At 65.4% G+C, this 16,326-nt stretch carries 16 protein-coding genes; 7 read left to right on the top strand and 9 right to left on the bottom strand.

Going from position 1 to position 16,326, the window contains the following annotated elements; translation table 11 throughout:
• Nucleotides 1-15: 15 nt before the first annotated feature.
• The gene (locus CSQ99_RS00220) at nucleotides 16-1,116 is read left to right on the top strand and encodes an AI-2E family transporter (RefSeq protein ID WP_099037038.1); all 1,101 of its coding nucleotides are present in this window, start codon (nucleotides 16-18) and stop codon (nucleotides 1,114-1,116) included.
• On the opposite strand, the gene CSQ99_RS00215 is transcribed toward CSQ99_RS00220, so the two are convergent.
• Genes CSQ99_RS00215 through sdhC form a run of 4 tightly spaced genes read right to left on the bottom strand, consistent with a single transcriptional unit; the run spans nucleotide 1,113 to nucleotide 4,575 of the window.
• Entirely contained in the window at nucleotides 1,113-1,892 is a 780-nt protein-coding gene (locus CSQ99_RS00215) for a succinate dehydrogenase iron-sulfur subunit (protein ID WP_099037037.1), read from the bottom strand. The two genes, CSQ99_RS00220 and CSQ99_RS00215, sit on opposite strands and share 4 nt — an antisense overlap.
• A gap of 1 nt (nucleotide 1,893) precedes the next feature.
• Complete coding sequence (gene sdhA, locus CSQ99_RS00210; RefSeq protein WP_099037036.1) at nucleotides 1,894-3,648, bottom strand: succinate dehydrogenase flavoprotein subunit; 1,755 nt, start codon at nucleotides 3,646-3,648, stop codon at nucleotides 1,894-1,896.
• Nucleotides 3,649-3,658: 10 nt separating this feature from the next.
• Nucleotides 3,659-4,078 carry a succinate dehydrogenase hydrophobic membrane anchor subunit gene (locus CSQ99_RS00205; protein ID WP_051468732.1) on the bottom strand — a complete coding sequence of 140 codons (420 nt, stop codon included), beginning with the start codon at nucleotides 4,076-4,078 and terminating at the stop codon, nucleotides 3,659-3,661.
• A gap of 56 nt (nucleotides 4,079-4,134) precedes the next feature.
• Entirely contained in the window at nucleotides 4,135-4,575 is a 441-nt protein-coding gene (gene sdhC, locus CSQ99_RS00200; protein ID WP_099037035.1) for a succinate dehydrogenase, cytochrome b556 subunit, read from the bottom strand.
• 241 nt (nucleotides 4,576-4,816) lie between these two features.
• On the opposite strand from sdhC, the gene CSQ99_RS00195 reads away from it, so the two are divergent.
• From CSQ99_RS00195 to CSQ99_RS00185, 3 genes are read left to right on the top strand one after another with little or no spacing between them, the layout of a single operon-like run.
• Complete coding sequence (locus CSQ99_RS00195) at nucleotides 4,817-5,239, top strand: cytidine deaminase (protein WP_099037034.1); 423 nt, start codon at nucleotides 4,817-4,819, stop codon at nucleotides 5,237-5,239.
• Between the two features lie 38 nt (nucleotides 5,240-5,277).
• Nucleotides 5,278-6,588, top strand: coding sequence for a thymidine phosphorylase (locus CSQ99_RS00190; protein WP_099037033.1), 1,311 nt, complete (start codon nucleotides 5,278-5,280; stop codon nucleotides 6,586-6,588).
• Nucleotides 6,585-7,673, top strand: coding sequence for an adenosine deaminase (locus tag CSQ99_RS00185; RefSeq protein WP_099037032.1), 1,089 nt, complete (start codon nucleotides 6,585-6,587; stop codon nucleotides 7,671-7,673). The genes CSQ99_RS00190 and CSQ99_RS00185 overlap by 4 nt, the downstream gene beginning before the upstream one ends.
• A gap of 12 nt (nucleotides 7,674-7,685) precedes the next feature.
• On the opposite strand, the gene CSQ99_RS00180 is transcribed toward CSQ99_RS00185, so the two are convergent.
• Both CSQ99_RS00180 and satS read right to left on the bottom strand, forming a co-directional pair.
• The gene (locus tag CSQ99_RS00180) at nucleotides 7,686-8,498 is read right to left on the bottom strand and encodes an alpha/beta fold hydrolase (protein ID WP_099037031.1); all 813 of its coding nucleotides are present in this window, start codon (nucleotides 8,496-8,498) and stop codon (nucleotides 7,686-7,688) included.
• Nucleotides 8,499-8,766: 268 nt separating this feature from the next.
• The gene (satS, locus tag CSQ99_RS00170) at nucleotides 8,767-10,029 is read right to left on the bottom strand and encodes a protein export chaperone SatS (RefSeq protein ID WP_099037030.1); all 1,263 of its coding nucleotides are present in this window, start codon (nucleotides 10,027-10,029) and stop codon (nucleotides 8,767-8,769) included.
• Between the two features lie 94 nt (nucleotides 10,030-10,123).
• Between satS and CSQ99_RS00165 the strand changes: the two genes are divergently transcribed.
• Entirely contained in the window at nucleotides 10,124-10,573 is a 450-nt protein-coding gene (locus CSQ99_RS00165) for an SRPBCC family protein (RefSeq protein WP_099037318.1), read from the top strand.
• A 5-nt stretch (nucleotides 10,574-10,578) separates the two neighbouring features.
• On the opposite strand, the gene CSQ99_RS00160 is transcribed toward CSQ99_RS00165, so the two are convergent.
• Nucleotides 10,579-11,679, bottom strand: coding sequence for a C40 family peptidase (locus CSQ99_RS00160; RefSeq protein ID WP_099037029.1), 1,101 nt, complete (start codon nucleotides 11,677-11,679; stop codon nucleotides 10,579-10,581).
• A gap of 2 nt (nucleotides 11,680-11,681) precedes the next feature.
• Complete coding sequence (locus tag CSQ99_RS00155) at nucleotides 11,682-11,978, bottom strand: hypothetical protein (RefSeq protein WP_099037028.1); 297 nt, start codon at nucleotides 11,976-11,978, stop codon at nucleotides 11,682-11,684.
• Between the two features lie 759 nt (nucleotides 11,979-12,737).
• On the opposite strand from CSQ99_RS00155, the gene CSQ99_RS00150 reads away from it, so the two are divergent.
• Together CSQ99_RS00150 and CSQ99_RS00145 are read left to right on the top strand one after the other, a co-directional pair.
• Nucleotides 12,738-13,928 (top strand): beta-ketoacyl synthase N-terminal-like domain-containing protein, encoded by a 1,191-nt coding sequence (locus tag CSQ99_RS00150; RefSeq protein WP_099037027.1) that lies wholly within the window; start codon nucleotides 12,738-12,740, stop codon nucleotides 13,926-13,928.
• Nucleotides 13,929-14,091: 163 nt separating this feature from the next.
• Nucleotides 14,092-15,105 (top strand): glycoside hydrolase family 6 protein, encoded by a 1,014-nt coding sequence (locus tag CSQ99_RS00145; RefSeq protein WP_099037026.1) that lies wholly within the window; start codon nucleotides 14,092-14,094, stop codon nucleotides 15,103-15,105.
• Here the strand turns inward: CSQ99_RS00145 and CSQ99_RS00140 are convergent.
• Complete coding sequence (locus CSQ99_RS00140) at nucleotides 15,062-16,303, bottom strand: glycosyltransferase family 4 protein (protein ID WP_176560797.1); 1,242 nt, start codon at nucleotides 16,301-16,303, stop codon at nucleotides 15,062-15,064. The two genes, CSQ99_RS00145 and CSQ99_RS00140, sit on opposite strands and share 44 nt — an antisense overlap.
• Between the last annotated feature and the right edge of the window lie 23 nt (nucleotides 16,304-16,326).

Raw genomic sequence — 16,326 nt, 5'->3', positions numbered from 1 at the left:
GGGTAACCAGGCCCAGTGACGGATGAATCAACAACGTTTCCCAGTCGCGGATCGATCTACGGCGCCCATCTTCGGTCGAGTGCGGTGGTGGCGGTGCAGTTCGTCGCGGTGGCCGCGGCGCTGTGGGTGCTGGCATGGCTAGTGGGCAAGACGTGGGTGGTCATCCTGCCCGTGGTGCTTGCGCTGATCGTGTGCACCGTGTTGTGGCCACCTGTGCGCTGGCTCCTGCGCAAGCGCGTTCCCCCGGCTGCTGCGGTCATGTCGGTGCTTCTGGTCGCCGTGGCGGTGATCGCCGGTGTGATAGCGGCGGTGGCGCCTGCGATCGTCGAGCAGTCCACGGAGCTGGCCGAACAGGCTTCCGCCGGCGTCGTGCAGGTGCGGGACTGGCTGGGCGGGCCACCGCTGAATATCAGTGAGGCGCAACTCGATTCAGCGGTCGCCGCGATCAACGATCGGCTGAGTTCCAGCAGCGCACAAATTGCATCGGGTGTGTTCACCGGAGTCGGTGCCGCGACGTCGGCGCTCGTTACCCTGTTCGCCACGATCGTCGTGACGTTCTTCCTGCTCAAGGATGGGCCGCGGTTCATTCCGTGGTTGCGCGGCGTACTGGGTCGCCCTGCTGCGCCGCACGCTGCGGAGATACTCGAGCGGATCTGGTCGACCCTGGGCGGGTTCGTCCGGACTCAGGCGCTGGTCAGTCTCGTCGACGCGGTGCTCATCGGGATCGGCCTCGTGATCATGGGCGTGCCGTTGGCGTATGCGCTCGCGATCATCACATTCATCGGCGGGTTCGTCCCGATCGTCGGCGCGTTCGTCGCCGGCGGTCTGGCCGTCCTCATCGCGTTGGTTTCCAACGGTGTGGTGGACGCGCTCATCGTGCTGGCGATCATCGTGGCCGTTCAGCAGCTCGAGGGCAACGTGTTGCAACCGTGGCTGCAATCGAAGTCGATGAAGCTGCATGCGGTGATCGTTCTGCTCGCAGTGACGCTGGGCGCTGCCACCTTCGGCGTCATCGGTGCGTTTCTCGCCGTGCCTGTGGTGGCCGCGGTGGCGGTGGTCGTTCGCTATTACGGCGAGCAGGTGGGGAAGCGGGCAGGCGAAGCCTCAACGGCCTAGCGCGCGAACATCAACGCGCGCTTGACCTCCTGGATGGCCTGCGTCACCTGGATGCCGCGGGGGCAGGATTCGGTGCAGTTGAACGTCGTGCGGCAGCGCCATACCCCGTCGACCTCGTTGAGGATGTCGAGGCGTTCGGCGGCGCCCTCGTCGCGGCTGTCGAAGATGAACCGGTGGGCGTTGACGATCGCGGCCGGCCCGAAGTAGCTGCCCTCGCTCCAGTACACCGGGCAGCTGGTGGTGCAGCAGGCGCACAGGATGCACTTGGTGGTGTCGTCGTAGCGGTGGCGGTCGGTCTGGCTCTGAATGCGTTCGCGCGTCGGCTCGTTGCCCGTCGTCATCAGATACGGCTTGATCGCGCGGTAGGCGTCGAAGAACGGTTCCATGTTCACCACGAGGTCCTTCTCGACCGGCAGGCCGCGAATGGGCTCGATGGTGATGGTGAGTTGCTTGCCGGCCTTCTTGGGCAGCAGGTCACGCATCAGGACCTTGCACGCGAGGCGGTTGACACCGTTGATGCGCATGGCATCCGAGCCGCAGACGCCGTGCGCGCACGAGCGCCGGAATGTGAGCGTGCCGTCCAGATACCACTTCACGTAATGCAGCAGGTTCAGCAGCCGGTCCGACGGCAGGCACGGCACCCGGTAGCTCTGCCAGCCTGACGTGTCGGGGTCCTCCGGGTTGAAACGGGCGATCTTCACCGTCACCATCACCGCCCCTTCGGGCACCGGTGGCAGCTCGGGGTCCTTGGTCGAAACCTCGGGTGCGATCGTCATATCAGTACTTCCGTTCCATCGGCTCGTATCGCGTCTGCACCACCGGCTTGTAATCCAGCCTGATGTCGCTCAGCAGATCGGCGCCTTCCTTGTAGGCCATGGTGTGCCGCATGTAGTTGGTGTCGTCGCGGTTGGGGTAGTCCTCGCGGGCGTGTCCGCCGCGCGACTCCTTCCGATTGAGTGCGCCGACGACGGTGACCTCGGCCAACTCCAGCAAAAAGCCGAGCTCGATGGCCTCGAGCAGATCACTGTTGTATCGCTTTCCCTTGTCGTGCACGGTGATTCGGGAATAGCGCTCCTTGAGCGCGTGGATGTCGGTGAGCGCCTGCTTGAGCGTCTCCTCGGTACGGAACACCGCCGCGTTGTTGTCCATCGACTGTTGCAGCGCGCCGCGGATGTCGGCGACCCGCTCGTTGCCGTGCTCGCTCAAGATGTCGCCGACCCAGGTGACCACCATGTCCGCCGGGTCCGCGGGCAGGTCCACGAAATCGTGGCCGAGCGCGTAGTTGGCCGCGGCGATACCGGCGCGCCTGCCGAACACGTTGATGTCCAGCAGTGAGTTGGTGCCCAGCCGGTTGGCGCCGTGCACCGAAACGCACGCGCACTCGCCTGCGGCGTACAGGCCGGGCAGGGGAGTGGTGTTGTCGCGAAGCACCTGGCCGCTGATCGTCGTCGGGATGCCGCCCATCACGTAGTGGCACGTCGGATAGACCGGCACCAGCTCGGTGACCGGGTCGACGCCCAGATAGGTGCGGGCGAACTCGGTGATGTCGGGCAGCTTGGCCTCGAGCACATCCGCGCCCAGGTGTCGGACGTCGATGTAGACGTAGTCCTTGTTGGGACCGGCGCCGCGGCCCTCGAGCACCTCGAGCACCATCGAGCGGGCGACGATGTCGCGCGGCGCCAGATCGACGATCGTCGGCGCGTACCGCTCCATGAAACGCTCACCCTCGCCGTTGAGCAGCCGGCCGCCCTCGCCGCGTACCGCCTCGGAGATGAGGATGCCGAGACCGGCCAGGCCCGTCGGGTGAAACTGGTGAAACTCCATGTCCTCCAACGGAAGTCCCTTGCGAAATACGATGCCAAGGCCGTCGCCGGTGAGGGTGTGCGCGTTGGAGGTGGTCTTGTACATCCGGCCCGAGCCGCCGGTCGCGAACACGATCGCCTTCGCGTGGAAGACGTGGATGTCGCCGGTCGCCAGCTCGTAGGCGATGACGCCGGTGGCGACGGGGCCCGACTGCGTCTCGGTGATGGCGATGTCGAGTGCGTAGTACTCGTTGAAGAACTCGACGTCGTGCTTGACGCAGTTTTGATACAGCGTCTGCAGGATCATGTGGCCGGTGCGGTCGGCGGCGTAGCAGGCCCGGCGCACCGGCGCCTTGCCGTGGTCGCGGGTGTGCCCACCGAACCGGCGCTGGTCGATGCGGCCCTCGGGGGTGCGGTTGAACGGCATGCCCATCTTCTCGAGGTCGAGCACCGCGTCGATGGCTTCCTTGCACATGATCTCGACGGCGTCCTGGTCGGCGAGGTAGTCACCGCCCTTGACGGTGTCGAAGGTGTGCCACTCCCAGTTGTCCTCTTCGACGTTGGCCAGCGCCGCGCACATGCCGCCCTGCGCCGCGCCGGTGTGGCTGCGCGTCGGGTAGAGCTTCGTCAGCACCGCCGTACGCGCTCGTGGCCCCGCCTCGACGGCGGCGCGCATACCCGCCCCGCCTGCACCGACGATCACCACGTCGTAGCGATGTTCTTGAATCATCTTTCTCCCATTACGAGATGCTCGCGTCGAAGGTGACCAGCACGTAGCTGCCCAGCACCAGGGTGAATCCGGTCGCCAGCAACAGCAGCGAATTCAGATAGAACTTCGTCGTGTTCTTGCGGGCGTAGTCGCCGATGATCGTGCGCATGCCGTTGGCGCCGTGAATCATCGCCAGCCACAGCAGGGCCATGTCCCAGATCTGCCAGAACGGTGATGCCCACCGCTGCGCGACGTAGTTGAAGTCGATGCGGTACACCCCGCCGTCCCAGATCAGCATGATGAACAGGTGGCCCAGCGCCAGAAACACCAGTGCGACCCCTGAGAAGCGCATGAACAGCCACGCGTACTTCTCGAAGTAGGGGATGCCCCGCGGGCGCCGTGGAGCGCGTGGGTGGTCCAGGCTGGCGGGGCGGTCGTACTCCTTCTCCATCACGGGGGCGATGCGGCCCTCCTTGTGATGTGGCGTCCAGGCGCCGGTCGGGCCGCTCACAGGAACCGCTCCCACATGTGCAGCCCGATCATGCCGAGCGCCGGGATGAAGACCGCCAGGAAGATGCCGACGACGACCCAGAGCATCTGCCGCTGATAGCGCGGACCCTTCTGCCAGAAGTCGATGAGGATCACCCGGACGCCGTTGAGAGCGTGGTAGAGCACGGCAACCACCAGGCCGATCTCCATCAGTCCGACGATCGGAGACTTGTAGGTCTCGATGACCTCGTTATAGGCCTGTGGGCTGACACGCACGAGCGCGGTGTCGAGCACGTGCACGAAGAGGAAGAAGAAGATGGTGGCACCGGTGATGCGGTGCAGCACCCACGACCACATCCCGGGGTCACCGCGGTAGAGGGTGCGTCTGCGTGACGGCTCAGGCCGGGGAGCCGGCACCGCCGCGCTCCCGGGCGACTGCCCAGCAGTCTGAGTACTCATATGGCCTCCAACGCCTTCGGTGGACGCTCGGGGCGGGGGTCCCACAGGCTCGCAATCAGACCGGTCGTGGACCACTGCCCCAAACCTCGGGGCGACTCTAATCCCAGTTGTACTGCTAAACGAACTACCGTTTAGCCGTCGGCGCACGCAAAACGGCAAAAGTTAGGGTTACCTTCCTCACTTGTCTCATTGCGGAACGGGGTCTTCGGAATGCATTCAGAATCGGTCCGGAGGGATTGACATGACATCCGATATCGATTGGAAAATGTTGCGGCACAAGGCAACTGAGGCGGCTAGCCATGCCTATGCGCCGTATTCAGGCTTTTCCGTCGGTGCCGCCGCGCTGGTCGATGACCACCGGATGGTGTCGGGCTGCAATGTGGAGAATGTCTCATATGGCCTAGGTCTCTGTGCCGAGTGTTCAGTGGTCTGCGCCCTGCATTCCGGTGGCGGCGGCAGGCTGATCGCCCTGTCCTGTGTAGACCGCGCCGGGAACGTCGTGATGCCGTGTGGACGGTGCAGGCAGGTGCTGCTGGAGCATGGCGGCCCGGAATTGCTGGTCGATCATCCGACGGGGCCGCGGACGCTGGGCGAGTTGCTGCCCGACGCGTTCGGACCGCAGGATCTGGCCCGGCTCGAGGTACCCCACGAGGAAGTGCCGTAATCCGGTGATGCAGTTCATATTCGACGCGCGGAGGCTGTATGCCGCATTCGTTTGACGCTCCCACGATCATCCGGACCAAGCGCGACGGTGGCGTGCTCTCCGACGCGGCGATCGACTGGGTGATCGACGCCTACACGCACGGGCGGGTGGCCGACGCGCAGATGTCGGCGCTGCTGATGGCGATCTTCCTGCGCGGCATGACAAGGCCTGAAATCGCTCGCTGGACGGCGGCCATGGTGGCCTCGGGTGAGCGGTTGGACTTTACAGATCTTCGGCGCGATGGAAAGCCACTGGCGTTGGTGGACAAGCATTCCACCGGCGGAGTGGGTGACAAGGTCACCATTCCACTGGTGCCGGTCGTGATGGCCTGCGGCGGCGCGGTGCCGCAAGCGGCCGGTCGCGGACTCGGCCACACCGGCGGCACGCTCGACAAGCTGGAATCCATCCCTGGCTTTTCTCCCGAGTTGTCAAAAGCCCAAATTCGCGAACAACTTTGTGACATCGGCGCGGCGATCTTCGCCGCGGGGGAGCTGGCGCCTGCGGACCGGAAGATCTACGCGCTGCGCGACGTCACAGGCACCACCGAATCGCTGCCGCTGATTGCGAGTTCGGTGATGAGCAAGAAGATCGCAGAGGGTGCCGCCTCCCTGGTGCTCGATTGCAAGGTGGGTTCCGGCGCGTTTCTCAACACCGAGGAGGAGAGCCGCGAACTGGCCGCCACCCTGGTCGAGCTCGGCACCGAAGCCGGGCTGGTGACGCGCGTGCTGCTGACCGACATGTCGACGCCGCTGGGCCGTGCGGTGGGCAATTCGGTCGAGGTCGCCGAATCGCTGGAGGTGCTGGCCGGTGGCGGTCCGGCAGACGTAGTGGAGCTGACGCTGGCACTGGCCGCCGAGATGCTCGACGCCGCGGGTGTCGACGGCACCGACCCGGCTCAGACGCTGAAGGACGGTACCGCGATGGACCGGTTCCGTGAGCTCGTCGCCGCGCAGGGCGGCGACCTCGGCGCGCTGTCTCCGGGCGCGTTGCCCGTGGGCAGCTATACGGAGACCGTCACCGCCCCGCGTGGTGGCACCATGGAAAGCATCGACGCGATGGCAGTTGGACTGGCGGTGTGGCGGCTCGGTGCCGGCCGCTCTGTCCCCGGTGAGCGCGTGCAGTCCGGTGCCGGCCTGCGCATCCACCGCCGTCCCGGCGAGCCCGTCGCCGCCGGCGAGCCGCTGTTCACGCTGTACACCGAAACTCCTGAGCGACTCGAGGCCGCGATGGCTGAGCTGGACGGCGGCTGGCGCGTCGGGGACGAGGCGCCGCCGGTGCGCCCGCTGATCATCGATCGGATCACGTCATGACGACGCCGCTGACGCTGGAGTCGATCCGCCAGGCGCCCAAGGCGCTGCTGCACGACCACCTCGACGGCGGGCTGCGGCCGGCCACCGTACTGGAACTGGCCGAGGCCAACGGCTATGACGATCTGCCCGCCACCGATGTCGACGGACTCGCATCTTTCTTCCGCACCGCTGCTCACAGCGGATCGCTGGTGCGCTATCTGGAGCCGTTCGCGCACACCGTCGGAGTGATGCAGACACCCGAGTCGCTGCACCGGGTGGCCTATGAGTGCGTCGCGGACCTTGCAGCCGACAACGTCGTGTACGCCGAGATCCGCTTCGCGCCCGAACTGCACATCGACGCCGGCCTGTCCTTGGACGCCGTCGTCGATTCCGTGCTCGCCGGCTTCGCCGACGGCGAGAAGGCTGCCAGCGCCGAGGGCCGATTCATTGTGGTGCGATGCCTGGTCACCGCGATGCGGCATCAGGCGCGGTCGCTGGAGATCGCCGAGCTCGCGATCCGCTTCCGCGACAAAGGCGTGGTGGGCTTCGACATCGCCGGCGCCGAGGCCGGATATCCGCCGACGCGTCACCTCGATGCGTTCGAATACATGCGGGGCAACAACGCCCGGTTCACAATTCACGCCGGCGAGGCGTTCGGGCTGCCGTCCATCCACGAAGCGATCGCGTTCTGCGGCGCCGACCGCCTCGGTCACGGGGTGCGGATCGTCGACGACATCACCGAGGGACCGGACGGGGCCGTCGAGTTGGGCAGATTGGCGTCGCTGTTGCGGGACAAGCGGGTTCCATTCGAGATGTGTCCGAGCAGTAACGTGCAGACCGGTGCGGTCGGCAGCATCGGCGAGCACCCGTTCGATCTGCTGGCGCGGCTACGGTTCCGAGTCACCGTCAATACCGACAACCGACTGATCAGCGACACCACGATGAGCCACGAAATGCTGCGTCTGGTCGAGGCATTCGGTTACGGGTGGAGCGACCTCCAACGGTTCACCATCAACGCGATGAAGTCGGCGTTCATCTCGTTCGACGAACGGCTGGCCATCATCGATGACGTGATCAAACCGCGCTTCGCGGTTCTGATCGGCTGACTCTCCTCGCGATTACTGCAAGACCCCTCGCAGCGTAGCCGCGAACTCCACTGGCGCGCCCAGGAATCCGCCGTGGTCGCCGGGGAATGTGACCGGCGCGCTGCCCAGTAGTTCGGCCAGCGCCGACGAGGTCCGGTATGTCAGCAGCCTGCCGGAGTCTGCGCCGATGCCGACCACGGTGCGCGTCGGGCTCGCCCGCAGCGCAGTGATGTCGGGCTCGTAGTAGCACGTTGGGCGCAGGTCGATGTCGAAGAATCGGGCCATTTGGCGAGCTTCAGCGGCGGACGGCTCCGGATTGGTCGGCGGCGCGTCGTCAGGCGGTACGTCGAATCCGGCGTTGGCCATGAAATGCCCCCACCCGGCTTCGAACCCGTCCCGGTGGAACGTGTCCACGATGGCCTCGGTGTTGACGCGCTGTTCCGCCGCGTCGGGCAACAGCAACAGCGACGGCGGCTCGTGGGCGACCAGCGTGCGGATCCGTCCGGGATATCGCGTGACGAGCGCCAGCCCCGTGACCGCGCCGCCACTGGACCCGAACAGGTCGGCCGATTCCGCGCGCAGGTCATCGAGGATCGCGTTGACGTCGTCGGCGCGCTGTTCGACGCTGGACGGTGCGTCCGGGTCGTCGACCGTGCTGGCCGCATAACCCCGAGGGTCGTAGGTGACGACGGTGCGGTCGCTCGCCAGGGTCTCGGCCAAGGGTGCGAACTCCGCGGCCGCCATGGGGGAGCCGATGACGAGCAACAGTGGGCCCCGGCCACGGAGCTCGTAGTGCAGCCGGGCGCCGGGCACGGGGACGGAACGGGTAGTGATAGGGAGGGTCATACGGGTGCAGACTTCGCGGCAGGGCGAAAGTCACCGCAGCGTACGGTGTGCGTCGTGATCACCGGCGCCCACGTCATCGTTTGCCGTCGCGACGCCGATGCCGATCGCGCCTTCTTCCGCGATGTCCTCGACTATCCGCATGTCGACGCAGGCGGTGGCCGGCTGATCTTCAAACTGCCGCCCGCGGGAGGTGGCCGTGCACCCAGCAAGGCCAAGGGCGAGCTCGCCTTTACGAGCCGCGCCACCCGAAAGCGATCGAGCTCTAGTCCTATTCGGGTCGCAGTCGCGATTCGAGGAAGGTTTCCAGCGACCCCCACTGTTCGACCGCCTTGGCGTACGGGGGCGTCGGTTTGCGGACTTTCTCGGGATCGAGCACGTACGACACGATCTTGCCCAGCGGCTGATCGGCGTCGAGCGCTTCTGCGACCACCGTCTCCTCAGCGTATTCGCCAACGTCCCTGAGTAATTCGACGGCCAGGTCGAGCTGGTCACGGTCGATCGCGTCGGGTCCCTCGGCGAGATAGTCGACGATCTCGGTGAGCACGTAGACGTTCTCGTCCGCGACGGTCACCCGTAGCGAGCCGTCGTTGGCCGCCGTGCGGATGTCGTCGTAAGTGGCAAGGTTGGAGATGTCGTGGTCATGCTCGTCGGCCAGGTAACGCGCCAGCGCACGTTCGGATCCGAAGACGCTGATCCGGCCGTTGCGTCCCAGGAAGACCGGCTGATCGTCGAGGTAGCACCGCAGTGTGTAGTACGTGCCGCCGGTGGTCATGATGCGCACCGGGTCGATGCCGACCTTGACCCAGAAGTCGTCGTCGCTGCCCAGCACCGCACCGTCGGCGTGGTCCTCGAGTTCGTCGGCTTCTTCGACGACGTCGTCGTCTTTGCTGGTCTCGTCGTCTTCCTCGACGATTTCCTCTTCGACCTCCGGGGCGTCTGCTGCCAGCTCGTCGGCGGCCTTCTTCGAAGCGACCGCGTCGACATCGGGGGTACTGACAAGCTCGTCGATGGCATCGAGGACGTTGTCCCAGCTGCGACCGATCGCCGTCTCGATTTCGCTCCATCGCTTCCTGCCGACGCGTCCCGAGAACGCCTCGACCCCGCCGCCCAGCTGGCCAAGCCCCGGATTGCCGTTGAAGAACTTGCTGATCGCGGGGAGCTCACAGACCGATCCGATGGACGATGCGATGGCCAGCGACCGATGCAGCTGCGCCACCGTCTCCTCGCTGGGCTTTTCGGCGGCCAGCTCCGGCACGCCGACGACGTCGTACTGCCGTTCCTCGCTGGGATCCAGCCGATGCGCATTGGCCTCGGTGAGCTTTTCCCAGGCAGGATGGTCGGTCAGGTCATTGTCTTTGTTGGTCCTGACGAACGCCACCAGGTCGGCCACCGTCTCGAAGGCATAGAGATCCTCGTCCTTGCCGAGGAATGCCTCCCACTCGTCGCCCTCGTCGCGCCACCGTGGCGCCCAAAGCGTGTAGAGGTCACCCTTGGTCAGCCCAAGACGGATCGGCACGATTTCAGCAGCCATGGCGCACAGAATAGCCACCGTGGTCGAGGGTGAGTTCGACGAGCCTCGCGATGCTGGCGATATTGCCGAGCCCGTCGACCGCTACGCTCTCCTGGTGCACGGAGCGGTGACGGTTCATATGGACGCTTCGCCAATGGAAATCTGGACGCTGGTCGCCGATGTCCGCAATACCGGAAAATTCTCGCCGGAGACATTCGACGCGCAATGGCTCGACGGAGTTGCCGAACCCACGCTGGGCGCTCGATTCCGTGGTCACGTCAAGCGCAACGAGATCGGTCCCGTGTACTGGTCGACCTGTCGGGTGACGGCATGTGAGCCGGGCAGGGAATTCGGTTTCGCCGTGTTGGTCGGCGACCGCGCGGTGAACAATTGGCATTACGCCTTCGTCCCCAGCGGTCAGGGAACCGACGTGACCGAGTCTTTCCGGACCATCGAATCGGCAGTCCTGCGGCCGCTGGAGTTCCTCTTCTACCTCCGCAAGCGACGGAACCTGCGTGATATGCGGACAACGCTCGAACGCATCAGGGCCGTCGTCGAAGCCTGAGCGGTTCACGCGGTGGGACGCCAAAACCCCTGAAAGCCCTGGCCTGCGTTGCCAGTTCGAATCGACGACAGTTGCACCGGGTCGCCGGCTTCAATCATCGTGTCGTTGCCGACGATCATCGCGACATGGCCGTCCCATACCGCGAGATCGCCCGGTCGAAGATCGCCAGCCGCGACGGGCGCACCGACGTCCTGCTCCTGAGCCAACCGTGGAAGGTTCAGTCCCGCTTCCGAATACGCCCATTGAGTCAGTCCGCTGCAATCGAGGCCGACGCCCGGCGTGGTGCCGCCCCAGTCGTACGGCACTCCCAACTGAGTCAGAGCATGTCGGACCGCGCTGGCTGCCACTGCATTCGGCGCTGTGACAGTGGTGCCGTCGGGAAGGCGAATGGCGACGCCATCTCCTAATGTGGCGGCTTCCGGTGACGATGTGGGTGCATCTCGCGTGAACAACCCGGCCAGCTCGCCGAACCCCGCGCTAGATGTTCCGTTAGACAACGGACTCATCGGGGCGGAGCCGGCCAGACCCGAGCCACCCAGACCCGGGCCCATCGACGGCATCGACGCTGACCCCAAGCCCGCGGGTGCCGTGGACACCGGCGGGGGCGCCGCGGGACCGGTGAGCGCCGCGGTGTGTCGGTCCAACTCGTCTTGAAGTTCCTCGACGACGGTGACCGCCTCGGCGAGTGATCGTTGCGCCTCGGCCCTCAGCGACGCGGCGACTTCGGGTGAGTCGAGGAAGGGTTCCAGCGCCGCAGCGCGCGACTCGAAATCGTGGACGATATCGCGCAACCGCTCATGAGCACGCGCGACCGCGGCGCCGGCAGCACTTGCCGCCACGTTCATAGCCTCGGCTCGATCGGCAAGGTCGTCGATGGCCGCCACGGTCCTCGCCGTGAAATCGGCGGCCCCGTCGGCGCCAGCACCGGTCCAGTCGGTTTGATGCCAGGCCCTCCTGGTCGCCGCCGACACGGCTGAGAGCGCGTCGCGCACTCGGGTCAGCATGGTGCCCGGATCGGCAGCAGGATCAGTGGACCATCCTGGACCGACCGTCGACTGCACCGCCTTGAGCGGAGCCGCAAGGGCTGCGACCAGGCCGCTGGTCACAACTAGGCGCCCGCGATGCGTACGGCCGCGCCGCTGTCGGCCGAATCATAGGCGGAGGCAACGGCATACGCGGTCGTGTTCGAAAGCCCGAGGTGGTCGCTGATCGCCGCGGCCAGGCGTGATCCATCTGCGGCGGCCTCAGACAGCGCGGACAGGAACCGTGCGCCGACAGGACCCAGCGACGATCCGGCCGCCGCGACGGGCAGCGACGACAATGCGGCGGCAATAGCCACCAGGTCGTCGGCGTGAATCGAATGAGCGGACCCCAGCGCACGGATGGCATCGGTATCGGCGAACATGCGCTTAGGACGGCTCCCGAACCCCGTCGGTTCCATCAAGGAGCAGGTGTGGCGAGTCGGGCCCCATCAGCGACGTCATCGGGCTGTATTGGCGGCCGACCAGTGCATGCGATGTTGCAAGTTTGCTAGAGGATCTGATTGGTTCAGGCCGCCTGCCGGGGTCAACCACCCGTGCGGCATGGCCGCTGTCATTTGCCAAGATCCGTATGGCGAGCGAATTTGTTGCTCAATACTGCCGCCACATCTCCCACGTACCTGTTGCGTCGCGGCCTTAGCGGCGCCGGAGACCGTCGAGGTCCCGCTCGCCCCTTCGGCGCCCGATCGTGCGGGAAAGGCCAATGCTTCAGATTCGATCCACAAGCGGCAAGAGTCGCATCTACCAGGCAATTGACTGGATATTTTGCACGTTCCGCAGTGTTGTATCGGTTGATCGGCCGGTCACGATGGATGCGTACACGAATCACGCCCGGGGTATACAACTGACCACGGTGTTGCCTGCGTCCCACGGGGGTGCGACCAACTTAGCTAAGTGATACTCTCGCAAAGGCAGCAAAATTCCCTAGCATCACATCTGTCTGTCAGCTTCCGGTCCGGTCGCTAGATCTTCCGGGGGCCTAGACGGGGGGCACAGTTAATTGCTATCAAAGAGGTGGCAAGTATCTCTGACAGACCGCTTCGGGCGAACCTGGTTCACACCGGGGCCAGCGGCGCGCACAAACTCAGACATTCACGCGGCTATAGGGGTATCGGAGAATCGCTATGTCCAACAACGGAATCGACATTGTCGGATTGGGTGTCGTCAGCGGCTACGGATGGGGTCGCGACGTCTTCTGGGACGGGTTGGCCAGCGGTAAGCCCGCAGCGCGATTGGTCGGCGGCTACGGCGAAGACCACACGGAATCGGCGTGGCTCGCCCTGGTTCCAGAAGGCGGCGATCCGGAGGACGGTGAGGGGCTGTACGGACGCGCCTTCATGGCCGCGGGCCGGGAAGCCGTCGCCGATGCCAGGGCCAGGGGATGGGTGCCGGGTGCGCGCGTCGGCGTGATCAACGCAGCCACCGTCTCCGACATGTACGGATGGACCGAGTTCAATACCGGTCGTGCGCGGCGTTCCCGGGATTTCGTACGGGTGCTGCCCTCGACGCCGGTGGCGATGTTCATGCACGAGTTCGGCTTCCACGGACCGTCGATGATGGTGTCGGCCACCTGCGCGTCGTCGAACAAAGCGTTGCTCATGGCGAAACTCTGGTTGGACGCCGACAAGGTCGACGACGTGGTGGTGGTGGCCGCGGATTTGTCCATGACGCCGGAGGTCGTCGCCGGATTCACGCGGCTGGGTGCGGCGGCGGTCGATATCGAACCGCTTGATGCCTGCCGGCCGTTTCAGGACGGTGGTAAGGGTTTCGGCCCCGGTGAGGCGGCTGTCGGGTTCGTCATGTCCTCGCGACAGCAGGCCGGCTTCTTGACCGTGTCGCGTGCGGCGCCGTACGGGGCGCTGCTGGGTGGGGCGATGACGTCCGACGCCCACCATGCCACCGGAGTGGACCCCTCGCACAGCGAGGTGATCCGGTGTGTGACCGAGGCGATCGACGATGCCGGCGTCGCGCCCGAGGAGGTGGGTTACCTCAACGCGCACGGCACCGGAACCCAGCAGTGCACCGACGCCGAAACCCATGTCCTGGACGAGGTTTTCGGTGCCGACGTTCCGCACATCTATGCGCTCAAGCCGTTGGTGGGCCATTGTCTGGCCAGCGCGGGGGCGATCGAACTGGCGGGCACCCTGATGGGTTACGAGCACAAGCAGGTTCCGGCCTCGCGGATCGTCAGCACCGCGCACCCGCGCCTGCTCGACGGTCTGACTCCGCTTGAAGGTGGACTGACCCTCAAGACGTCGATGGGGATGGGTGGATACAACTCCGCCGTCGTCGTGGGCCCCGCGGCCGGTATCTGATGGGCCGCGGAACTTCAGAGACGTTGGGGTGCCTCCGCTTTTCGCGCGGAGCGTCGACATGGGGCCACGGTAGGTGATTTCCGTCCAGTTGGCGTCATTGACGTTGGGCCACTACACTATTGGAGTGTTATCCCTGAAGCGACGTAGATGGTTGGCGAGAGCAATGGCGCCCGTCCTCGTCGTCCCTGCCGCCGCTGTGATCGGATGCACCGCTACCGCGCAGGCGCCGTTGCCCGATGTCGCCGTGAGCACCCCACGCAGCATTCACATTGAGCAGACAATCACGGGTTCGGTGAATAACCCGTTGTCCGGCAAGTACTTCTATGTCGATCCGACGACGTCGTCGGTGGTTGCTGCGGCCGAGACTCAACCGCTATCGAGTGAGTTGCTCACCATTGCAGGCACGCCGCAGGTCCGCTGGATCGGCAATGAGGTGCCGATCGACCGAGTCGCCGCAGACGTCAATTCCTATGTGCGAGCGGCAGAATCGGTCAACAAGATGCCAATGCTTGCGTTGTACGCAATTCCCCACCGCGACTGTGGTGGCTTCTCCGCCAGTGGTTTCGCCACGGGTGACGAATACCGGGCGTGGATCTCTTCATTGGTGGAGGGTCTCGGGACGTCGCAAGTCTTGGTCGTACTGGAACCCGATGCGTTGACCGCGATGGACTGCCTGCCGCCGGATCTGCAACAGGAACGGATGGACCTGCTACGCGACGCCGTAGACACGTTGACCCGCAAGGCGAACGTGGTGCTCTACATAGACGGCGGTCATTCACGCTGGTTGCCCGCCGAAGAACTGGCCAGGCGTCTGATCGACGTCGGCGTCGATCGAGCTCGCGGATTCAGCCTCAACACGTCGAACTTCTTCACCACCGCGGAGGAGATTGCCTTCGGGGAGAGGGTTTCGGCGTTGACGAACGGGGCGTCCTACGTGGTCGACACGTCGCGCAACGGTGCTGGCCCGGCCCCCGACGGCCCATTGAATTGGTGTAATCCACCCGGCCGGGCCATCGGGGCTGCGCCGACGACCAACACGACCGGACCGCACGCGGATGCGTACCTGTGGATCAAGCACCCGGGTGAGTCCGACGGGGAGTGTCACCGGGGCGATCCCAGATCCGGATTGTTCTTCACGCAGTACGCGATCGATCTGGTGCGTGCCGCAACGCCCTGACGTCGGACGCACCGATCGCCCGCTCGTAAGCGTCGATGACCCTCGGGATCACGGCTGATGCGGTGAATCGTTGTGCCCAGCGCCGTCCTGCGCGGCCGCAGTCATCTCGCAGCCTGCGGTCGGTGACGATCCGGTCCAACGCTGCGGCCAGTGCATCGGGATTGTTGGGTTCGACGACGAGGCCGGTCTGTTCGTGCTTGACGACTTCCGGCAGCGCACCCACGCGGGTCGCCACCACCGGGGTTCCTGCCGCCATGGCCTCGATCGGGACCAAACCCAGGGGCTCCTGCCAGCGCGAGGGCGTAACGGCAGCGGTCGCCGCCGCCAGGGTCGCCATGATCTCGTTGTGCGGCAGCCCGGTATGGACGAAGATCGGTCGATTCTCGGATCCTTGAGGGATGCGGGTGTCGGCCCGCACGGCGCCGATGATGACCAAGGGCAGCGCGGTTTTCATCCGACGATGTGCCTCGGCCAGTAGCTCGACGCCCTTGTGCTCGCCGAGCGCGCCGACGAACACGAGGAAGTCGCCGTCGGGTAAGAAGCCCGGCCGTGGAGTGGACAACGCGTCCCGGGGCGCGGAGTCGTCGATGAATGACGGTATGACGTCGACCCTGTCATCGGGTATATGCGACAAGCTTTTGGCCGCGACGACGGTGCTGATCGGAAGGAAGAGGGTGACACGGTCCATCCTCCGGCGACTCTCGGAGAGTCCGAGTGTCAGCGCTGATCCCTTGATCTTTCCGTAGTAGTCGCCAGCGCAGCTGAGGCAGCGACCCAGCTGTGGTCCGTCGCACGCCTCATCGAGCCGGTCGTGGTTGATCAGGGTCTTCTTGGCGCACACGGCGCTGTAGTCGTGCAGAGTGGCGACGAGCGGGGTGTGAGTCGGCCGACGAATGGCCATACAGGAGTTGAGAATCCAACCGTGGGCATGGATCACGTCGGGGCGGATCTCGTCAATGAGCTCAGAGAGGCGTTTCACGAGCTGGGGGTCGGGGCACGTCGGATGGAAGAAGTGCTGCGGGTCGGCAGCGAAACGGCGCAGGTGCCGGGTGAAGCCGTCGAGGCGCCGGATTTCGACGCCGTCGATCTCCTCGGCCGGCACCGAATCCGGTCGGCTCAATGTCGCGACAGTGGTCTGGATACCGCGCTCGACCAGGCCGACTGATAGCGAGTGAACTGCTCGCTCGAGCCCGCCCACCGCGGGGGCGTAGCTGTCGGTGA

This window comes from Mycobacterium neglectum, assembly GCF_002591975.1.
GTDB classification, from domain to species: Bacteria; Actinomycetota; Actinomycetes; order Mycobacteriales; family Mycobacteriaceae; genus Mycobacterium; species Mycobacterium neglectum.
This window is presented reverse-complemented; position numbering and strand designations above follow the sequence as displayed.